Source organism: Rhodococcus opacus, assembly GCF_012396235.1.
In the GTDB taxonomy this organism is placed as follows: Bacteria; Actinomycetota; Actinomycetes; order Mycobacteriales; family Mycobacteriaceae; genus Rhodococcus_F; species Rhodococcus_F opacus.
Map to the genome: position 1 here is coordinate 1 of NZ_JAAXPA010000004.1, position 17,257 is coordinate 17,257.

The 17,257-nt window shown below is 67.7% G+C and carries 17 protein-coding genes; 8 read left to right on the plus strand and 9 right to left on the minus strand.

Annotated elements, in window-relative coordinates:
- The 3 genes from HGB39_RS06040 to HGB39_RS06050 all read right to left on the minus strand — a co-directional run.
- Positions 1-337: dioxygenase (locus tag HGB39_RS06040; RefSeq protein ID WP_281729900.1), on the minus strand; the 337-nt coding region annotated here is incomplete at its 3' end.
- A gap of 20 nt (positions 338-357) precedes the next feature.
- The gene (locus tag HGB39_RS06045; RefSeq protein WP_005566288.1) at positions 358-1,974 is read right to left on the minus strand and encodes a 4-hydroxyphenylacetate 3-hydroxylase family protein; all 1,617 of its coding nucleotides are present in this window, start codon (positions 1,972-1,974) and stop codon (positions 358-360) included.
- Between the two features lie 21 nt (positions 1,975-1,995).
- Complete coding sequence (locus tag HGB39_RS06050; protein ID WP_005566286.1) at positions 1,996-2,568, minus strand: flavin reductase family protein; 573 nt, start codon at positions 2,566-2,568, stop codon at positions 1,996-1,998.
- A 239-nt stretch (positions 2,569-2,807) separates the two neighbouring features.
- Between HGB39_RS06050 and HGB39_RS06055 the strand changes: the two genes are divergently transcribed.
- Together HGB39_RS06055 and HGB39_RS06060 are read left to right on the plus strand one after the other, a co-directional pair.
- Positions 2,808-3,755: an AraC family transcriptional regulator gene (locus HGB39_RS06055; protein WP_064080332.1), complete on the plus strand. Its 948-nt coding sequence runs from the start codon at positions 2,808-2,810 to the stop codon at positions 3,753-3,755.
- A 66-nt stretch (positions 3,756-3,821) separates the two neighbouring features.
- A complete protein-coding gene (locus HGB39_RS06060) occupies positions 3,822-5,351 on the plus strand; it encodes an HNH endonuclease signature motif containing protein (protein WP_242322664.1) in 1,530 nt (509 codons plus the stop codon).
- Here the strand turns inward: HGB39_RS06060 and HGB39_RS06065 are convergent.
- From HGB39_RS06065 to HGB39_RS06075, 3 genes are read right to left on the minus strand one after another with little or no spacing between them, the layout of a single operon-like run.
- Positions 5,248-6,459 (minus strand): cytochrome P450, encoded by a 1,212-nt coding sequence (locus HGB39_RS06065; protein ID WP_005572326.1) that lies wholly within the window; start codon positions 6,457-6,459, stop codon positions 5,248-5,250. The two genes, HGB39_RS06060 and HGB39_RS06065, sit on opposite strands and share 104 nt — an antisense overlap.
- A 14-nt stretch (positions 6,460-6,473) precedes the next feature.
- Positions 6,474-7,838, minus strand: coding sequence for an NAD(P)/FAD-dependent oxidoreductase (locus HGB39_RS06070; protein WP_005572323.1), 1,365 nt, complete (start codon positions 7,836-7,838; stop codon positions 6,474-6,476).
- Positions 7,828-8,046, minus strand: coding sequence for a ferredoxin (locus HGB39_RS06075; protein WP_005572322.1), 219 nt, complete (start codon positions 8,044-8,046; stop codon positions 7,828-7,830). Before HGB39_RS06075 ends, HGB39_RS06070 begins: the two co-directional genes overlap by 11 nt.
- A 358-nt stretch (positions 8,047-8,404) precedes the next feature.
- On the opposite strand from HGB39_RS06075, the gene HGB39_RS06080 reads away from it, so the two are divergent.
- Positions 8,405-8,689: an ANTAR domain-containing protein gene (locus tag HGB39_RS06080; protein WP_005259010.1), complete on the plus strand. Its 285-nt coding sequence runs from the start codon at positions 8,405-8,407 to the stop codon at positions 8,687-8,689.
- Here the strand turns inward: HGB39_RS06080 and HGB39_RS06085 are convergent.
- Positions 8,686-9,027, minus strand: coding sequence for a TraR/DksA family transcriptional regulator (locus HGB39_RS06085; RefSeq protein WP_005259009.1), 342 nt, complete (start codon positions 9,025-9,027; stop codon positions 8,686-8,688). The genes HGB39_RS06080 and HGB39_RS06085 overlap by 4 nt on opposite strands.
- A gap of 83 nt (positions 9,028-9,110) precedes the next feature.
- On the opposite strand from HGB39_RS06085, the gene HGB39_RS06090 reads away from it, so the two are divergent.
- Positions 9,111-9,872, plus strand: coding sequence for a class I SAM-dependent methyltransferase (locus HGB39_RS06090; protein WP_005572321.1), 762 nt, complete (start codon positions 9,111-9,113; stop codon positions 9,870-9,872).
- Position 9,873: 1 nt separating this feature from the next.
- Here the strand turns inward: HGB39_RS06090 and HGB39_RS06095 are convergent, their stop codons facing one another.
- Complete coding sequence (locus HGB39_RS06095; protein ID WP_005259007.1) at positions 9,874-10,413, minus strand: DinB family protein; 540 nt, start codon at positions 10,411-10,413, stop codon at positions 9,874-9,876.
- A 41-nt stretch (positions 10,414-10,454) separates the two neighbouring features.
- Positions 10,455-11,474 (minus strand): Lrp/AsnC family transcriptional regulator, encoded by a 1,020-nt coding sequence (locus tag HGB39_RS06100; RefSeq protein WP_005572320.1) that lies wholly within the window; start codon positions 11,472-11,474, stop codon positions 10,455-10,457.
- 128 nt (positions 11,475-11,602) lie between these two features.
- On the opposite strand from HGB39_RS06100, the gene HGB39_RS06105 reads away from it, so the two are divergent.
- The 4 genes from HGB39_RS06105 (at position 11,603) to HGB39_RS06120 (ending at position 17,220) form a co-directional block, all read left to right on the plus strand.
- Positions 11,603-12,847 (plus strand): M20 metallopeptidase family protein, encoded by a 1,245-nt coding sequence (locus tag HGB39_RS06105; protein WP_005572319.1) that lies wholly within the window; start codon positions 11,603-11,605, stop codon positions 12,845-12,847.
- Complete coding sequence (locus HGB39_RS06110) at positions 12,844-14,172, plus strand: MFS transporter (protein WP_005572318.1); 1,329 nt, start codon at positions 12,844-12,846, stop codon at positions 14,170-14,172. The genes HGB39_RS06105 and HGB39_RS06110 overlap by 4 nt, the downstream gene beginning before the upstream one ends.
- 92 nt (positions 14,173-14,264) lie before the next feature.
- Entirely contained in the window at positions 14,265-15,407 is a 1,143-nt protein-coding gene (locus HGB39_RS06115) for a lipase family protein (RefSeq protein WP_005572317.1), read from the plus strand.
- A gap of 157 nt (positions 15,408-15,564) precedes the next feature.
- Complete coding sequence (locus HGB39_RS06120) at positions 15,565-17,220, plus strand: sigma-54-dependent Fis family transcriptional regulator (RefSeq protein ID WP_005572316.1); 1,656 nt, start codon at positions 15,565-15,567, stop codon at positions 17,218-17,220.
- The last annotated feature ends 37 nt before the right edge of the window (positions 17,221-17,257 follow it).

Genomic DNA, 17,257 nt, shown 5'->3' on the forward strand with positions numbered 1-17,257 from the left:
CCGGTGCCCCGGGCACGTAGTACGGTCCCTCGATGCTGCCCTTGGTGCCCCGGAACCTGGTGGAGTTCACCTCCTCGATGTCGTGCTCGACGAACACGTCGAGCAGCAGCGGCCACTCGCCGCCCTCACCGACATCGATGAGCCACTGCTTGAGGACCCGGTACTCCGGGTAGGTGACGGCGTGCTTGTGGATCAGGGCGCTCAGCCCGGCGAGCGCCTCGGTGGCGATCGCGGACAGGCGTTCCGGGGACGTGTCGGCGGTGAACCTTGCGCCCTTGAACTTGTCGGTGGCGGCGTTGCCGGAGCCGACCGCGGTAGGGCTGTCGATGGTGGTCATGTTTCTCCTGGTCTGCGCGATTAGCTGCGGCCGAAGTAGGACACGTCGTCGTTGCCGATCAGGTCGGGCACGGTCCACCCGTCGAGGTCGTACTCGGCCAGGCACTGCTCGGCCAGACCCTTCATCGAGCTGACCGTGCCCCGGTTCTCGGCGAACATCAGCAGTTCCGCCTTCACTCCCTCGTGGTTGCCGGCGTAGTTCCGTTCGTACAACTCGTGGCGGCCACCGAACTCGCTGCCGATCGAATCCCACAGCGCCTTCATGATCTTGACGCGTTCGACCGCGGTCATCCCCTCCGAACCGCGGACATACTTGTCCAGGTACGGGCGGACGTCGGGGCTCTTGAAGTCGGCGGACGAGGACGGCAGGTAGATCAGCCCGGACGCGACGTCCTGTTCGATGATCTCCTTGATCCGCGGGTAGCCCTGCTGCATGAACATCCGGTACGTCAGCCCGTACTCGAGCTTCGGGATGACGGTGTCGCCCACCCACGGTTCCGGGTCGCGGACCATCGATTCGGTCAACGACCAGAACAGGTTCCGCCAGCCGATGACCTCACCGACGCGGGTCTGCACCCCACGGAACCCGCCGGCTCCGGTGGCGTCGAGGGCCTTCATCAGCAGGCCGGCGATGAAGTCCAGCTTCACGGCCAGGCGGGTGCAGCCCTGCAGGGTGAAACGCGGCAGGAATCCGGACTGCGGGAAGAACGCGTTGATCTTGTCCACGTCGCCGTACATGAACACGTTTTCCCACGGCACGAGCACCTTGTCGAAGACGAAGATCGTGTCGTTCTCGTCCATCCGCGACGACAGGGGGTAGTCGAACGGGGAGCCCATCACCGCGGCCTGCTGGGTGTAGGAGGTGCGGCAGATCAGCTTCACGCCCGGTGCGTCCATCGGGACGGTGCAGATCAGCGCGAATTGCTTCTTCTTGATCGGCAGGCCGTAGTGGGCGATGAAGTTATAGTTGGTAATGGCCGAGCCGGTGGCCACGACCTTGGCGCCACTGACGATGAGTCCGGCGTCGGTTTCCTTCTCGACCTTCATGAACACGTCACCGACCTCGTCGGGCGGGAGCTGCCGGTCGACGGGCGGGTTGATGATCGCGTGGTTCCAGTACAGGACCTTTTCCTGCGATTCCTTGTACCAGCGCTCGGCGTTGTCCTGGAACGGCGAGTACAGCTCCTTGTTCGCGTGCAGGGTGCCGAGGAAGGACGCCTTGTAGTCGGGACTACGGCCCATCCAGCCGTACGTCATCCGCGCCCAGGTGGCGATCGCGTCACGATCCTTCAGCAGATCGTCGGAGTTCTTCGGCGCCCGGAAGAACGGCATCGTCACACCCCCGCTGCCGGTGTCCGTCGGTGTGGTCAGGGTGTCGACGTGCTCGCCGGTATGCATCGCGTCGTAGAGGCGGGCGGTCATCCGGATCGGGTTACGGAACGCCGGATGCGTGGTGACATCCTTGACACGCTCGCCGTGCAGGTAGATCTCGCGGTCGTCGCGCAGCGACTCGATGTACTCGTCACCCGTCATCGGACGGGTGGCGAAGTTCGCGGTCCGGTTCGCTTCACAGTCGGCGGCGACATTGACCTTCGTGCGGTCGACGTCGGTATCGGGGGCAGCTTCGGTGGTGGTCATGGTGTTCCCTTTCGGTCGGGATTACGAGGCAGCCTGAGCGAGCTGCAGGTGGAGCGGAGTAAACGACGCGGCGGCGTCGAACCATCCGCTGTGGGGGTCGTCGAGGCAGCCGTTCCACGCCGTGGTGCCCGAGGTGGCACCGAGGTCGTGGAAGGTGCTGCGGTAGAACAGCAGTGGGTCCTTGGTCGCGTCGACGGTCGCGTCGACGATCTCGCCGATGAAGATGATGTGGTCGCCGCCGTCGTAGGAAGCCCAGGGTGAGCACGTGAGCGTGGCGGCGTTGCCGGACAGTGCGGGAGCGATGCCAGCGGAGTCCCACACCGGTTCCGTCCGTTGCGGTTTGCCCGCGAAGTGCATGGCCGTGTCGAGCTGATCGGCGGCCAGAATGTTCACCGCGAACGGCGCATCACCGAGGTAGCTGCATGCCTTCGACTTCCGGGTCAACGTCACCTGGCACAGCCGCGGCTCTATCGAGACGGCGGTGAAGGCGGTGACGGTCGCGCCGTGCGGCTCACCGGCGGCATTGGCGCACGTGATCACGGTGACGCCACTGGCGAACTGGCCGAAAATGTTACGCAGAGTGCGCTGGTCCATTTCTCCTGACCGCCTTTCTGCACGATTCGTGCGATTACCCCTGCGATTGGGGACCTGCACAACGTATGACGGGCGTCACAGTCCGTCGATCCGCATTGCGAAGGCGCGATCCGGAACGCGAAACGGGTTTGCCGGACGGGGGTCGCCGGCGCTTGCAGTGACGTGAGTCACAGGCGATGCTAGGGTCGGGAGTTGCCCATGCGCGGTCGTGGCGCGAGGTGAGAGGTCTGGACGTACGCATGCGAGGACGGTTGGAAGGTCCCGGTTTCACCGACTGGGACGAGGTTCACGAGGTGGTCGCGGACGCGTACTTCCCTCACGAGCTGCGTCCGCTGTCACGGGACACCGCTGCGCGGTCTTCCCTGGAGTCCTCGCAGATGGGCGCGTCCAGGCTCGCCCGGATCGGTTTCGGGGCTCCCGTGTCGATCGAGTCCGACCATCCCGGTGCGTACGGCATCAACATCCCCCTGGCCGGCCGCATCGTCTCCGTCACCGGCGGGACGGAAGTGACCTCGACGCCTGGGCTGGCCACCATCTGCCCGCCCGACACCCGCACCGTCATCACCAACTGGAGCAGTTCCTGCGAGATCATCGGATTCAAGGTGGACCGGGATTACCTGCAGCGCGAAATGGACCGCGTGCTCGCACGGCCCGGGCAGGAGTTGCCGCGGCAACTCGACCTGCGCACCGGCGCAGGCGCCGACTGGCTGAGGTTCGTCCGTTCCGTCGCCGACCAGGCGGTGCGCGAGAGCGTTCTCCTGCACAGTGATCAGGTGTCGCAACAACTGTGCGGAGCGTTGACCACTGCGCTCGTGCTCACCGCGATGCCGGACGACGACGCAGGTGCCGCGGGAATCCGGCCGCGCATCGTCAAGCGGGTCATCGACGCGATCCAGCAGGACCCGGCCCGCCCGTGGAGCGCGGGGGAGATGGCCGAACTCGTCGGAGTGAGCGTCCGGCGGATGCAGCAGGGGTTCCGCGAATACGTGGGTATGACTCCGATGGAGTACCTCGTCGACGTGCGCCTCGAGCGTGTTCACGCCGACCTCACCGGAATCGGCTCCTGCGCTACCGTTTCCGAAGTCGCGACACGCTGGGGGATCATGCATACCGGAAGATTCGCCGCCGCCTACCGCCGCAAGTACGGCGTGACGCCGTCCGAGTCACTGCGCGATCGCGGGGTCTGATCGGTCCGGTGGGGAGGCTCGGTTTCGCCTCCGAAACGTGTCGGACCCTCGCGGTAGTATTCGCACATGAGTTCGACTGGAGGGTCGGCGGGTAGCCGGGTGGCGGAGCATATGTCGATGCTCGATGCCGCGGTGGACGGGTTGCTCGATGCCGGGCTGGCCGAGTTGTCGGACTCTGATCTCGTCGAGGTGATGCGCGGGGTGGAGCAGTGGCTTCGCCGCGCGGAGGCGGTCTCACACCGTTTGGTCGTGGAGAGCGTGGAACGTTCGGTCCCGGCAAGTCTGGGGTATTCGTCGCCGAAGAAGCTCCTGATCGACGTACTCCGGATCTCGGGCGCGGACGCGTCCGCCCGCCTCACCGCTGCCCGCGAGCTGGGCGTGTGGCACACCATGGCCGGCGAACCGATGCCACCCGTCTTGCCGGAAACCGCTGCGGCACAGAGCGACGGTGACATCGGCACGGATCATGTGCGGGCGATTGCGAAGGTGATGCGCAAGATTCCCCACGCCGTCGACAACGACGCGGTCGCCGACGCCGAGGCCGTGCTCGCGAACTTGGCGAGAAGCGGAACCCCGGAGGATGTGGAGCAGGCCGGGCACCGGTTGCTGGCATACCTGAATCCGGACGGGAACCTCGGCGACGACCGCGACCGGAAACGCCGACGGGGCATCTCGATCGGTCGGCAGGACACCGAGCTGATGTCGAGAATCTCCGGTGAGCTCGATCCCGTAGCGCGGGCGATGCTCGATCCGATCCTCGCCAAATGGGCGCGGCCCGGAATGAACAATCCGGACGATCCCGCCTCGCCGGCCGGCGACGGCGAAGACCCGTCGATCGATCGTGACCTGTTGGCGGCGGCGGCCGCCCGCGATACCCGCACCGCAGCGCAGCGCAATCACGATGCGTTCAGCGCAGTGTTCCGGGCGCTGCTCGAGTCGGGGGTGCTCGGCCGGCACCGGGGCCTACCTGCCACGGTGATCGTCACGATGACGCTCGAGCAGTTGGAGCAGGCGGTCGGTGGTCTGGCCACGACCGCCACCGGTGGGTTGCTCCCGATCGCGGACGCATTGGCACTGGCCGAGGAGGCACATCCGGTACTCGCACTGTTCGACCATGTGGGTCGTCCATTGCATCTGGGGCGGCGGCGTCGTCTGGCCAACGCCGACCAACGGCTCGCGCTGATCGCCGCGGATGGGGGTTGCACCCGGCCGGGGTGCTCGGCACCGGCGAGTCTGTGTGCGGTGCACCATGTCACGGACTGGCACAAGGGTGGGCACACTGACATCGAGGGTCTCGCCCTGGTCTGCGACGCCTGCCATGCTCAGGTCAACGACGGTCCGGCCGGATGGGCGACGAGGTCTGCGCCCCACCACTCCGCATACGCGGGCCGGACCGAATGGATCCCGCCAGCACACATCGACCCCACCCGAAGACCGCGAATCAATCACCGACATCACCCCGGTGAGTTGATCGGGGATGCGCGGCGGCAGCTCACCCACAGTCCACCAGCAGGTGCCGCGGGCCTCGCAGCACCGGGTTGGGCCGGTAGGGCGGCGGGTCCTCGACGAGGCGCGGATTGGGGAGGCGGCGGATGAGTTCGGCGAGCGCCATCTGCCCCTCGAGGCGGGCGAGGGGTGCGCCGAAGCAACTGTGGATGCCGCTGCCCAGACCCACGTGCTGGTTGTCCGCGCGGTCGGGGACGAACTTGTCGGCGTCGACGAATCGTTCGGGATCACGATTGGCCGATGCCAATGCCAGTACGAGCGGCGAACCCTTCGGGACCGTGACACCGTCGATTTCGATGTCCACGATCGGCGTTCGCTGACCCAGGAGATGCACGGGCGGTTCGAAGCGGAGCAGTTCCTCCACGGCCTGCGGCATCAACTGCGGTTCGGCGCGAAGACGTTCGAGAACGTCGGGATTGCGCAGCAAGGTCAGCATGCCGTTGGTGATGAGGTTGACGGTGGTTTCGTGCCCGGCGATGAACAGCAGGATGGAATTGGTGACCAACTCGACGGTGTTCAACTGACCGTCGGGCCCCGAATCGTTGGCCAGCCCCGACAGCATGTCGTCACCGGGATCGCGGCGACGGTCCTCGATGAGACCCGCCATGAACATGGCCATCTCCATCTGGGCCTTCTGCGCCACCTTCGCCTGCTCGTTGTCGGCGCTGGTGCGACGCGGGTCGATGGCTGCCACCAACGCGTCGGCCCAGGCGTGGAACCTGGGTTCCTCCTCGTGGGGTACTCCGAGCAGTCGGCAGATCACGGTGACGGGGAAGGGGTAGGCGAAGTCGTCGACGATGTCGATGCGCTCCTTACCGTCCAGCCCGTCGACCAGTTTCGTGACGAGTGTGGCGAGTTCGCCACGCATGGAGTCGATTCGGCCGGGGCTGTGCGGCGGGCCGAACTGTCGCGTCGTCAGTCTCCGTAACCGATCGTGCTCGGGCGGATCGAGTTTGAGGAACGACTCCGGCCCGTCGCCGGCACGATCCGATCCGGGAAGTCCCGGACCACGGTTGTGCAGGTCGGAGCTGATCCGCGGGTCGTGCAGGAGCGCCATGACGTCGTAGTACCGTCCGACGAGGTAGGAGCCGTTGTCCTGCGGCGCCACCCGGGTCTCACGAAGTTCCTCGTACAGCGGATACGGATTCGGCCGGCTCGCCTGGTCGGTGATCCGCTGGAACAGCTGCGCACGCGACATGGACACTCTCCCTGTTACTTCGGTAGCGAGACGAACTCGACGCGACGTTCGGTCGGCAGATGGCCGGTCACCGCGACGGTGGGTCCGTGGCTGAGAACGGCCGGGTCCGGCAACTCCGACGCACGCACCTCGAACGGCTCCGCCCGGTCCATGACGTCGAAGTCCGGGGGGAACGCGGCCGCCGACTCGATCAAGCCCCGGTAGAAGTCGAGCCACTTACCCTGATTGAACGCCACAGCCGCCGTGACGCGTCCGCGGAAGCCGTACGCCGCCACGAATCGCCGGTCGGCGACGGAACCCTGCGTGATCACCACCTGATCGGAGTAGGTGGGGATACCCACGGACTTGATGTTGACGCCGAACTGGCTGGACCAGAACGCCGGAATCTCGAGGTGCGGCCGCCGGCGGAGACCGTCGTGGATCATGTTGTGCGCCGCCACCTCGGCCTGACCGATCGCGTTGCTCCAGTGCTCCAGTGCCAGCAACTGGTAGTCGTAGAGCGGATGTGGTTGCCGCGCAACGTCACCGGCGACGAACACGTTGTCGGTGACGATGCCGTTGATGTCGAATGCCCGGCAACCGGCGTCGCACGTGACCCCGCGGGGTCCCGCGGCGAGACCGGAGCCGAACAGCCAGTCGGTGTTGCGGATACTGCCCTGCGCGACGATCGCCACGTCGACGTCGAGTGTGGTCCCGTCCGACAGATGCGCACGGCACAGCTGCCCGTTGCCGTCCCCGTCGAGCCCGGTCACCGTGACCCCGGTGCGCAGGTCGACGCCGTGGGCGCGTTGCATGTCGGCCGCGACCGCCGCCACCACTCCGCCGAGCGCGCCGACCAGCGGTGCCGGGCCGCGTTCGGTGACCGTCACGGACAGCCCGCGCTCCCGGCACACCGACGCGATCTCCGATCCGGTGAACCCGGCCCCGATCACCAGGACATGACGTGGTCCGGCGGACAGTCGCTCGTTCAGCCGGCGTGAGTCGTCGCAGGTTCGGATGGTGAAGACGCCGTCGAGTGCGGCCTCGGACGAGTTCGACCACGGCCTGGCGCGGACGCCGGTCGAGATCAGCACCTTGTCGAACTCGACGGTGTCGCCGTCGCTGAGAACAACCCGGTTGTTCTCCAGATCGAGCCGGGTGGCCCGCACACCGAGCCGCCACTGCGCGTCGAGGTCCGGGCGGAAGGGCAGCGCCGCGTGGTCGGGCGGCATGATTCCGAGGAGCACTGCCTTCGACAGCGGGGGCCTGTCGTACGGCTCGTAGGGTTCGTCGCCGATCAGGGTGAGGGAACCGTCGAAGCCCTGCCCCCGCAGTGCCTCCGCGGCGCGCAGGCCCGCGAGCGACGCGCCGACGATGACGATCCGCACGTCACTGCCCATCGTGTCGGGCGGGGATGTCCGTGGTGATGGCATGCACCGGGCACGCGGCGGCGGCTTGCGCCACATGGTCGCGTTCGTCGTCGGTGGGGCCCGCGTCGTAGAGAAGTGCCTCTTCTCCGTGCAGGGTGAAGACGCCGGGTGCGAGGAACACGCACTGCGCGTAACCCTGGCACCGATTGAGGTCGACGACGAGCTTCACGTCAATCATCCCGATTCTGAACAGTTCTGGTCACACGGGTCCACAGGGACTGCGCGGCGCACGGCCGTCCGATCGCGTCGGGCGGAGACCTCCACCCGGAAACCAGTATTCCGGAATGGCCGAACTGTTCGGTTTGGATCCGCTGTTCTGGAGCCATTCAGAAATGTGGCGCCGTCCGCCCCTACCGACGGGTAGTACCCTGAAGTAGTAACGAGAGTTACAAGTATCTTGCCGGCGTTCGTATCCTGCTGGCGAGAAACAACTTTCGGACACGGTCTCGATTCGGCAACACGGACGCCCCGATCGTGATGTGATGTGGTGACAAGAGACCGGCAACGCCCAGTGGCGACACCTCAGAGGCGGAAGATTGACGATCGAAGCTCACCGCGACACCCGCGCGACACGGCACCTGTCCGCTTTGGACGCTGCAGTACAGATCCTGACCACCGCGCGCGGTAGCTCGTACAGCGCGGACCAGGCCTTCGACGAACTACTCGATTCCTCCATGCGGCATCAGGTCGATGTCGGTGATCTGGCGGAAGCCCTCGCCGACCTCGCCGACGGCGTGCACCCCGCCGCAGACGACCATCGACGGGCACGGGACGTGGCCACCCGGGAATGGGGAGCCCTCCTGTCCGGTAACACCGGCTAACCGGCGCAGTCGATACACGTCTGCGCGGCAGGTAGCGCGTCGAGCCGGACGTCGGCGATCGGCAGGCCGCACCGCGTGCAGAGGCCGTACGTCCCGTCGTCGAGCCGCTGCTGCGCCGCCGCCAGATCCTCCAACTCGCGCCGCGCGTCGGCCAGGAGCGCCGACACCTGGGCCCGCTCGAACGCGATGGTCGAACCCTCGGGGTCGTGTTCGTCGTCGTCCGTGGTGAATTCCGAACCCTCCACGATCGCAGTGAAACGGCCGGTCAGCGATGCGATCCGGCGTTCTGTGTCGGCGCGTTCCTCGGCGATTCGGGTGTGGTGTTCCGGGACGGTCATGTCTGGGTCAACATCGCCGGCGGCCCGGTGCTTCCCCACGTAATCCGCTCGATCGACCCGGAATTTTCTGTCAGGCTTCCGGCATGGGACGCACATTCGAGGAACTGGTGGCCGAGGCGGAATCCGTGTCGGTGGACGGCTGGGATTTCTCCTGGCTGGACGGCCGGGCCACCGAACAGCGGCCGTCGTGGGGATACCAGCGCCTGATGGGTGAACGGCTCGCGCCCGCGAATGCCGCCCTGGACATCCAGACCGGGGGCGGGGAGGTCCTCGCCGGTACGGCGAAGATGCCTCCCGTGATGGTGGCGACGGAATCGTGGCCGCCCAATGTCGCGAAGGCCACGGCGCTGCTGCACCCGCTCGGTGCGGTGGTGGTGGCCGACGCGGACGAGCCGCCGCTGCCCTTCGCCGACGGCGCCTTCGACCTGGTGACGAGCAGGCACCCCGCCACGGTGTGGTGGGACGAGATCGCCCGCGTCCTGCAACCCGGAGGTACGTACTTCTCGCAGCACGTCGGGCATGCGAGTGTCTTCCAACTCGTCGAGTACTTCCTGGGGCCGCAACCGGAGAAGGTGCGGCGCGGCCGCCACTACGAGGACGAGAGTGCGGACGCGCAGGCCGCCGGTCTCGACGTCGTCGATCTCCGCTTCGAATCCCTGCGGATCGAGTTCTTCGACATCGGCGCCGTCATCTACTTCCTGCGCAAAGTGATCTGGATGGTGCCCGGCTTCACCGTCCAGCAGTACCTCGAGCGGCTGCGGGAGCTCCATGAGCTGATCGAGGCGGAGGGGCCGTTCGTGGCGCACTCGACCCGCTTCCTCATCGAGGCTCGCACCCGCGGCTGACTCAGCCCATCGACTTCGACCCGTCGAGAGCCTCCCGGATGATGTCGGCGTGCCCGGCGTGCTGGGCGGTCTCGCCGATGATGTGGAGCAGGACACGGCGGGCGGACCAGCGTGATCCCGGTTCGAACCACGGCGCTTTCGGCAGCGGATGCGAGATGTCGAGGTCGGGCAGCGAGGCCACGATCTCGTCGGTCCGGTGCGCCACCTTCGCGTACCGGTCGAGGACGTCGGCCAGCGTCTCGTCGTCGCGGAGTGTGAACTCCTTCTCGCGATTGTCGGTGCCGGTGCCGTCCGCGGGACCGCCCCGAACGGCGTCGGTGCCGCGCACGATGAAGTCGGCCCACACCCGTTCGACGTCCGACACGTGTTTGACGAGTCCGCCCAGGCACAGTTCGCTCGCCGTCGTGCGCTGGGCCGCCTGCTCGTCGGTGAGGTCCCGGACGGTGTAGCGGAGGAAGTAGCGGTGCTTCGCCAGCGACTCCAGCAAATCGGCACGCTCGCCGGTCGTCGACGTTTTCGCGGTAGAGGTCACGGTGATCACCTGCTCCAGCCGGTCCGATGATGCCCATTCGACCGTAGCGGTCAGCCGCCGTGCGCGGTGACATAACCGGTCGCGCGGCCGTGGGTGTCGAGTTCCCACCCCATCCGCTTCCGGGACCGGAGCGTGACCGACGAGTCGATGATCTCGAGGCTGGGGGCTCGGCTCTCCAGCCACTCCTGAACCCGCAACAGGTCGGGCAGCGAGGGCACCCACATGCTGACGAGGAAGTTCGCGGGTCCGGTGAGCGACATGCACAACCTCAGTTCGGGCCGGGTGTTGACGATCTCCACGACTTCCCGGTGTGCGCGCACGGGCAGGCGGCACCACCACGTGACGGTGATGGGCCACCGCGTCGCGTCCTGGGCCACGTCGCAGCGCAGCACCACCGCACGGGAGCGCAGCAACCCCGCGAGCTGCCTGCGAACCGATGATGCCGGCCGGTCGATGACCGAGGCGATCTCGCGCGCGGACGCCCGGCCGTTCCGGGTGAGTTCGCGGACGAGCGCGCGGGCGACCTCGTCCGTCAGGCTTTCCGGCCGAGCCGATCCGGACTGCGGAGGGGTGCTTTCCAGCGCGGCGATCGCGGCGGACTGTGCCGTGTCCAGGGAATCGAGGCGCCAGCGACTGCCCTCCGCGTGGAGTGCGGTGCACGTGTGGGTGCGGGTCGAATTGACGCTCGGATGGCCGGGCAGTTCCTCGAGCACCAGGTCCGACAACTCGTGCAGGGACCCCGTCTGCACGGTCAGAATGAGGTCCCGCCCGCGCGCGGCATGCTCGATGGACGCCACCCGTGGGTCGCGAGTGAGGGCCTCGACCAGCGCCTTCGTGCCGCTGAGATCGCACGTCACCTCGATCATGGCGGTGAATGCACCGGCGCCCGTCATCGGCGCGGGGTACGCGGTGATCCAGGCCAGTCCGCGCTCGGTGATCGACTCCCATCGCCTTGCCAGCGTCGCGGACGTCGTCCGCAGGATCGGGGCGAGCTCGGACCACGTCGCGCGTGGACGGATCTGCAGTGCATGAATGAGCGAAAGCTCCGATTCAGTCAGCAATTCGCTCATATAACCTTCCCTGACTCGGCGCAGATGATCGTTTTCGACGATCTCTGCAGTCCGTCGCTGCGCGGATCACAGCATATGACCACCGACGCATTCGGTCGAGAAAGTGACCACCGACATAAGGGAGAGCAATGAATCTCGTGGACGACGCCCGCGCCCTCCAGGGTGACCTCGTGCAATTGCGTCGCGTATTGCACCGCGAACCGGAGGTCGGACTGGACCTGCCGCGCACGCAGGAACGTGTCCTCGAGGCGTTGGACGGCCTGCCGCTCGAGATCTCGACGGGAACGAACACGACGTCGGTGACCGCGGTGCTCCGCGGCGGCAGGCGCTCGATCGACGCCGCGCAGACGGTGCTGCTGCGCGCCGACATGGACGGACTCCCGGTCACCGAACAGACAGGACTCGACTTCGCGGCGCAGAACGGCGCCATGCACGGATGCGGGCATGATCTGCACACCGCTGCGCTGGTCGGCGCGGCGCACCTGCTCAGCCGTCATCGCGACCACTTGGCGGGTGACGTCGTCCTGATGTTCCAGCCCGGCGAGGAGGGGTGGGACGGCGCCAAGGTCATGGTGGACGAGGGTGTGCTCGACGCCGCCGGGCGCCGCGCCGACACCGCCTACGGCATGCACGTCTTCTCCTGCCAGAAGCCGCAGGGGCGGTTCTTCTCCAAGGCGGGCACGTTGCTCGCCGCGTCGTACAAGCTGACCGTCACGGTGCGCGGGGCGGGCGGCCACGGATCGTCCCCGTCGACTGCCCGGGATCCGATCACCGCGATGGCCGAGATGATCACGTCGCTGCAGACGATGGTCACCCGGACGTTCGACGTGTTCGACCCCGTCGTGGTGACGGTCGCGAACGTGCAGGCCGGGTCGCGGCACAACATCATTCCCGACGATGCGCGGTTCGAGGCGACGGTGCGGTGCTATTCGCCCACCACGTACGAGAAGGTCCCGGCGGCGCTGCGCCGGGTGCTGGAGGGGGTGGCGTCCGCGCAACGCGTCGAGGTCGACGTCACCGTGGCCCCCGAGTTCCCGATGACAATCAATGACGTGGACGAGGTCGCGTTCGGTGCCGAAGTGGTCAGCGACCTCATGGGCGAGGACCGATACGAGACGGTCACCCATCCGATGGCAGGGTCCGAGGACTTCTCCTACGTCCTGCAGGAAGTGCCCGGTGCGTTCATCGGACTGGGCGCGTGCATGCCCGGTGCCGATCCCGCTGCCGCTCCCATGAACCATTCGCCCCGAGCGCAATTCGACGACGCGGTACTCGCCGACGCCGCCACCATCTACGCCGGACTGGCCGTTCGACGGCTGGACAAGGCCCGATCCGACAATGCTGCTGTGGCGGCGGGGAGCGACGCACGATGACCGAGATCGCCACCGAGAGAGGGACCGTGAACGCCGGCCCGCACACCGGCCGGCAGAGGTCCGAGCGCTGGGAGAAGGCCCGCGCGATCGTCGGCGTGGGCACGGGCAACGGGATCGAGTACTTCGACTGGACCGTCTACGCGACGTTCGCCGCGTTCTTCGCCCCGCAGTTCTTCCACACCGGCTCCGCGGTCTCCGACCTGCTCGCGTCGTTCGGAGTCTTCGCCGTCGGATTCGTCGCCAGGCCGTTCGGCGGTCTGCTGTTCGGCTGGCTGTCGGATCGGCGGGGACGCAAACTGTCGATGACGCTCGCCGTCGGACTGGCGGCCGTCGGCAGTCTCGTCATCGGTCTGACGCCGACCCATCAGACGATCGGCGTCGCGGCGGCGGTGGTCCTCGTCGTGGCGCGTCTCGCGCAGGGTGTCGCGCACGGCGGCGAGTTGCCGTCCGCGCAGACCTACATCGTCGAATTCGCGCCGACGGCCCGGCGCGGACTGTGGTCGAGTCTCATCTACATCTCCAACACCACCGGAGTCGTCGTCGGCACGCTTCTCGGCGCACTGCTCACGACGACGCTGAGTTCGGAGCAGATGGCCGACTGGGGTTGGCGGGTGCCGTTCCTGCTGGGCGGCGTGCTCGGGCTGTTCGTGTTGTGGATGCGGTCCCGGATGAAGGAGACCGAAGTCTACGAGGAGTCGGGTGACGAGACGGCGAAGCAGTCGATGTGGCAGCTGTTCCTGGCGCACCGGCGGCAGGTGTTCCAGATCCTGTTCTTCACCGTCGGCGGCACCGTCGTCTACTACGTGTGGGCCGTGTCGGCGCCGGCCTACGCGATCACCGTCCGGGGCATCGATCCGTCCGGCGCACTGTGGGCGGGGGTCGGCGCGAACCTCGTACTGATTGCGTCCCTGCCGTTCTGGGGTGCGTTGTCGGACCGGATCGGACGCAAGCCGGTGCTGTACATCGGCAACGTCGGTATCGCTGCCCTGCTGTTCCCGCTCAACGCCATGATCGGGCACAGCGCGGTCACGCTGTTCGTCGCGATGGCGATCGCCCTGTTCGTGATGGGCGCGATCCTGTCCGTCATGCCGGCGATGATGGCCGAACTGTTCCCGACCGGGTTGCGCGCTGCCGGTGTCGGGGTGCCGTATTCGATCGGTGTGGCGGCGTTCGGCGGGACCGCCGCGTATGTCCAGACGTTCTTCGCCGACCGCGGTACGCCGGACCTCTTCGAGTGGTATGCGCTCGCGCTGGTCGCGGTCTCGATCGCCGCACTGTTTACGATCCCCGAGACCCGGGGACGGGATCTCGCGTCCCAGACGTAACGCACGTGAGTGGCAAAGCGTGCTCCCGTACGCTTTGCCACTCACGTGCGGGGACGCTCTATCTTGAAGCGGTGAAGACACACTCGGTACGGATGGCGCGAGCCGCGGCAAGCGTCGCGATCGCATCGCTGACGGTGGGCGGCACCTGCCTCGCCTCCCCGGCCGCGTTCGCGGACGAGGCCGAACGCGCGCCGGGGAGCGTCGTGGAGGTCGAGCCTCTGCCCGTCGACCTCTGGATCCCCGGCGCCGCCGACGCGCAGCGAATCACCTACTGGTCGATCGGGTCCGACGGGAGCCCCGCACTCAGCAGCGGCGCCCTGTACGTGCCGCCGGGGGAGGCGCCCGACGGGGGATGGCCGGTGGTCGCGTGGGCGCACGGCACGTCCGGTCTCGCGGACGACTGTGCGCCCTCGCTCGTCGGGCCCGCGCTCCCCGAGCGGGACTACCCGTACCTCGGACGCTGGCTCGACCAGGGATACGCCGTCGTCTCCACCGACTACGTCGGCCTCGGCACACCCGGTGTGATGCCGTACCTCGACGGAAAGGTCGAGGCGCACAGCGTCGTCGACTCGGTGAAGGCCGCCCGCGCCGTCGACGAGTCCCTGTCGAACAAGTGGGTCGTGGTCGGCCAGTCGCAGGGCGGCGGCGCCGCGATCACCACCGCCCGCTACGCCACCGAGTACGGCGGCGAGACGCTCGACTTCCGCGGGGCCGTGGGAACGGGTGTGCCCGCGAACATCGAGCTGACACTGCTGCCGCTCGGCCCGGGAGTGCCGCCCACGGCGATCCCCGCCGGCCTCACGTCGTACCTGTTCTACATCCTCGCGGGACTGCGGTCGGCGCACCCCGAGATCGACCTCGACTCGTATCTCACCCCGCTCGGCGCCCACTACGTGAACGCCGCGGAGCAGCTGTGCGTCAACGACCTCCACGACGCCGCGGAGGGTGTGGTGGTCGGCGACCTGTTCGGCAAGCCGCTGAACCAGATCCCGAACTTCCACGGACTGCTCGTGGACTACATGGGCGTCCCGACGAGCGGGTACGACCGTCCCCTGTTCATCGGGCAGGGGCTCACCGACATCGACGTGCCCGCGCCCTCGGCGTTCTCGCTGGTCGCGGCGCTGACCGCCAACGGTGAGCCGGTCACGTTCAAGACCTATCCCACCGACCACAGCGGCACGCTCGTCGATTCGCAGGCCGACACCATCCCGTTCGTGCGGGGGCTGTTCGACTGAGTTAACGCGGCACTGTCCAGATTCCGGACAGTTGCTCGCCGCGCCCGCAGGCACTATGGCGTGGGTCACACTGGGTGGGTACGTTCGGGTGTGAGTCGTGCACCGGTGCACGACCTGACCCGCGCGCGGCAAGGAGTCGAGGTTGGAGTTTGGCGGCATGACCGGGCACGCGGCGATGCGGCCGGAGATCGCGTTGTCCTGGAAGCGTTCGGCGCTCAGCGGCCTGGAACCGAGTTCGACGCCGACCGGTGACTCCTGCTCCGACCTGGACGAGTCCAGCCGGCTGTTGCAGGCGGCCCGGCCCGTCCTCGACGAGATGGAACAGCAGATCCAGGGCACCGGATTCTGTGTCCTGCTCGCCGACCGCGACTGCCGCATCGTCGCCCGGCTCTTCGACGGCCCCCGACTCGAGCGTCTGATCGACGGCGCCGGGGCGGTGCTGGGGTCGAGGTTCGGCGAGGACTGCGTCGGGACCACCGCGCTGGGGACTCCGATGGAGGTCCGGCGTGGAGTCGTGATCCACGGCGAGGAGCATTACCTCGAGCGGTTCAAGGACCTCAGCTGTTACGGACACCCGATCGTGCATCCGGTGACGCGCCGCGTCGAGGGCATCCTCGACATGACGGGCGTCGCGTCGCGTGCCAACCCGCTGTTCGCCCCGTTCCTGGCCCGCGCGGCGGGGGACATCGAACGACGGCTGCTCGAAGGGTCCAGGGTGTCTCAGCAGCGGCTCGTGGACGCGTTTCAGCGGGTCTCGCCGCAGAATCAGATGGCGGTCACCGCGATCGGCGAGGACATCCTGCTCAGCAATCGGGTGGCGCTCGACCTGCTCCAGGTGTCCGATCACGCGACGCTGCGGGGGCTTGCCGCGGACCTGCGTCCGGAGCAGTCGAAGACGGTGCGCATCCAACTGTCCTCGGGCGAACCGGCGTTGGTCCGCGCCGACCGCGTGGCAGGCACGGACGGCGGGGCCGTGTTCGTCGTCCGGCCGGACCGCCGGACCAGCACCCCCATCCGGCGCGGCAAGTCCCCGTCGAGTTCCGTCGTCGAACGCAGCAGGTCGGAGTTGTCGCGGCTGCGCGGGACCCGGGATCCGGTGGTGATCAGCGGCGAACCGGGAACCGGCAGGACGACGGCGGTCCGCGACCTGGCCGGCGACCGGTCGCTCGTATGTATGGACGCCACCGCCATCGCTCTCGACGGCGCCGAGGCCTGGATCGACCGACTTCTCTCGCTGGCGGCGGGACCCTCCGCGGTCCTGGTGATCGAGGAAGTGCAACTGTTGCCCGAGTCGATGCTGCCGCTGGTCGTGAAGATGCTGGCGGCCGACGCGGGGCCACGCATCGTGATGACGAGTTCTCCTCTGGGTGACCTGCCGCCGGGCGTGGCGGGTCTGGTGGGCCGCTGTCCCGGACAGGTGGTGCTTCCGCCGCTGCGGCAACGCAGCCGCGAATTCGCGGACATAGCGCAGGGGATCCTCGATTCGGTCCGTCCCGGTCTCCGGCTCACGGCGAGCGCGCTCGACGCTCTGATCGCCCGCGACTGGCCGGGCAACATCGCGGAACTGTCCGTCGTGCTGCAGGCCGCCGCGGGCAGACGCAGCAGCGCGAACATCGCTGTCGCGGATCTGCCCGACCAGTATCGGACGCCGACGCGGGTGTCCCGGCTGGCCGGCCGCGAGCGCGCCGAACGCCAGGCCATCGTCGACGCACTGCAGGAATGTGGCGGCAACAAGGTGCACGCCGCGGCCGCGCTCGGCATCAGCCGCAGCACGCTCTACGTCCGGATCCGAGCCCTCGATATCACCGTCTAGCTGCAGTTTCATCCACCGATCCGCGACCGTCCGGAGG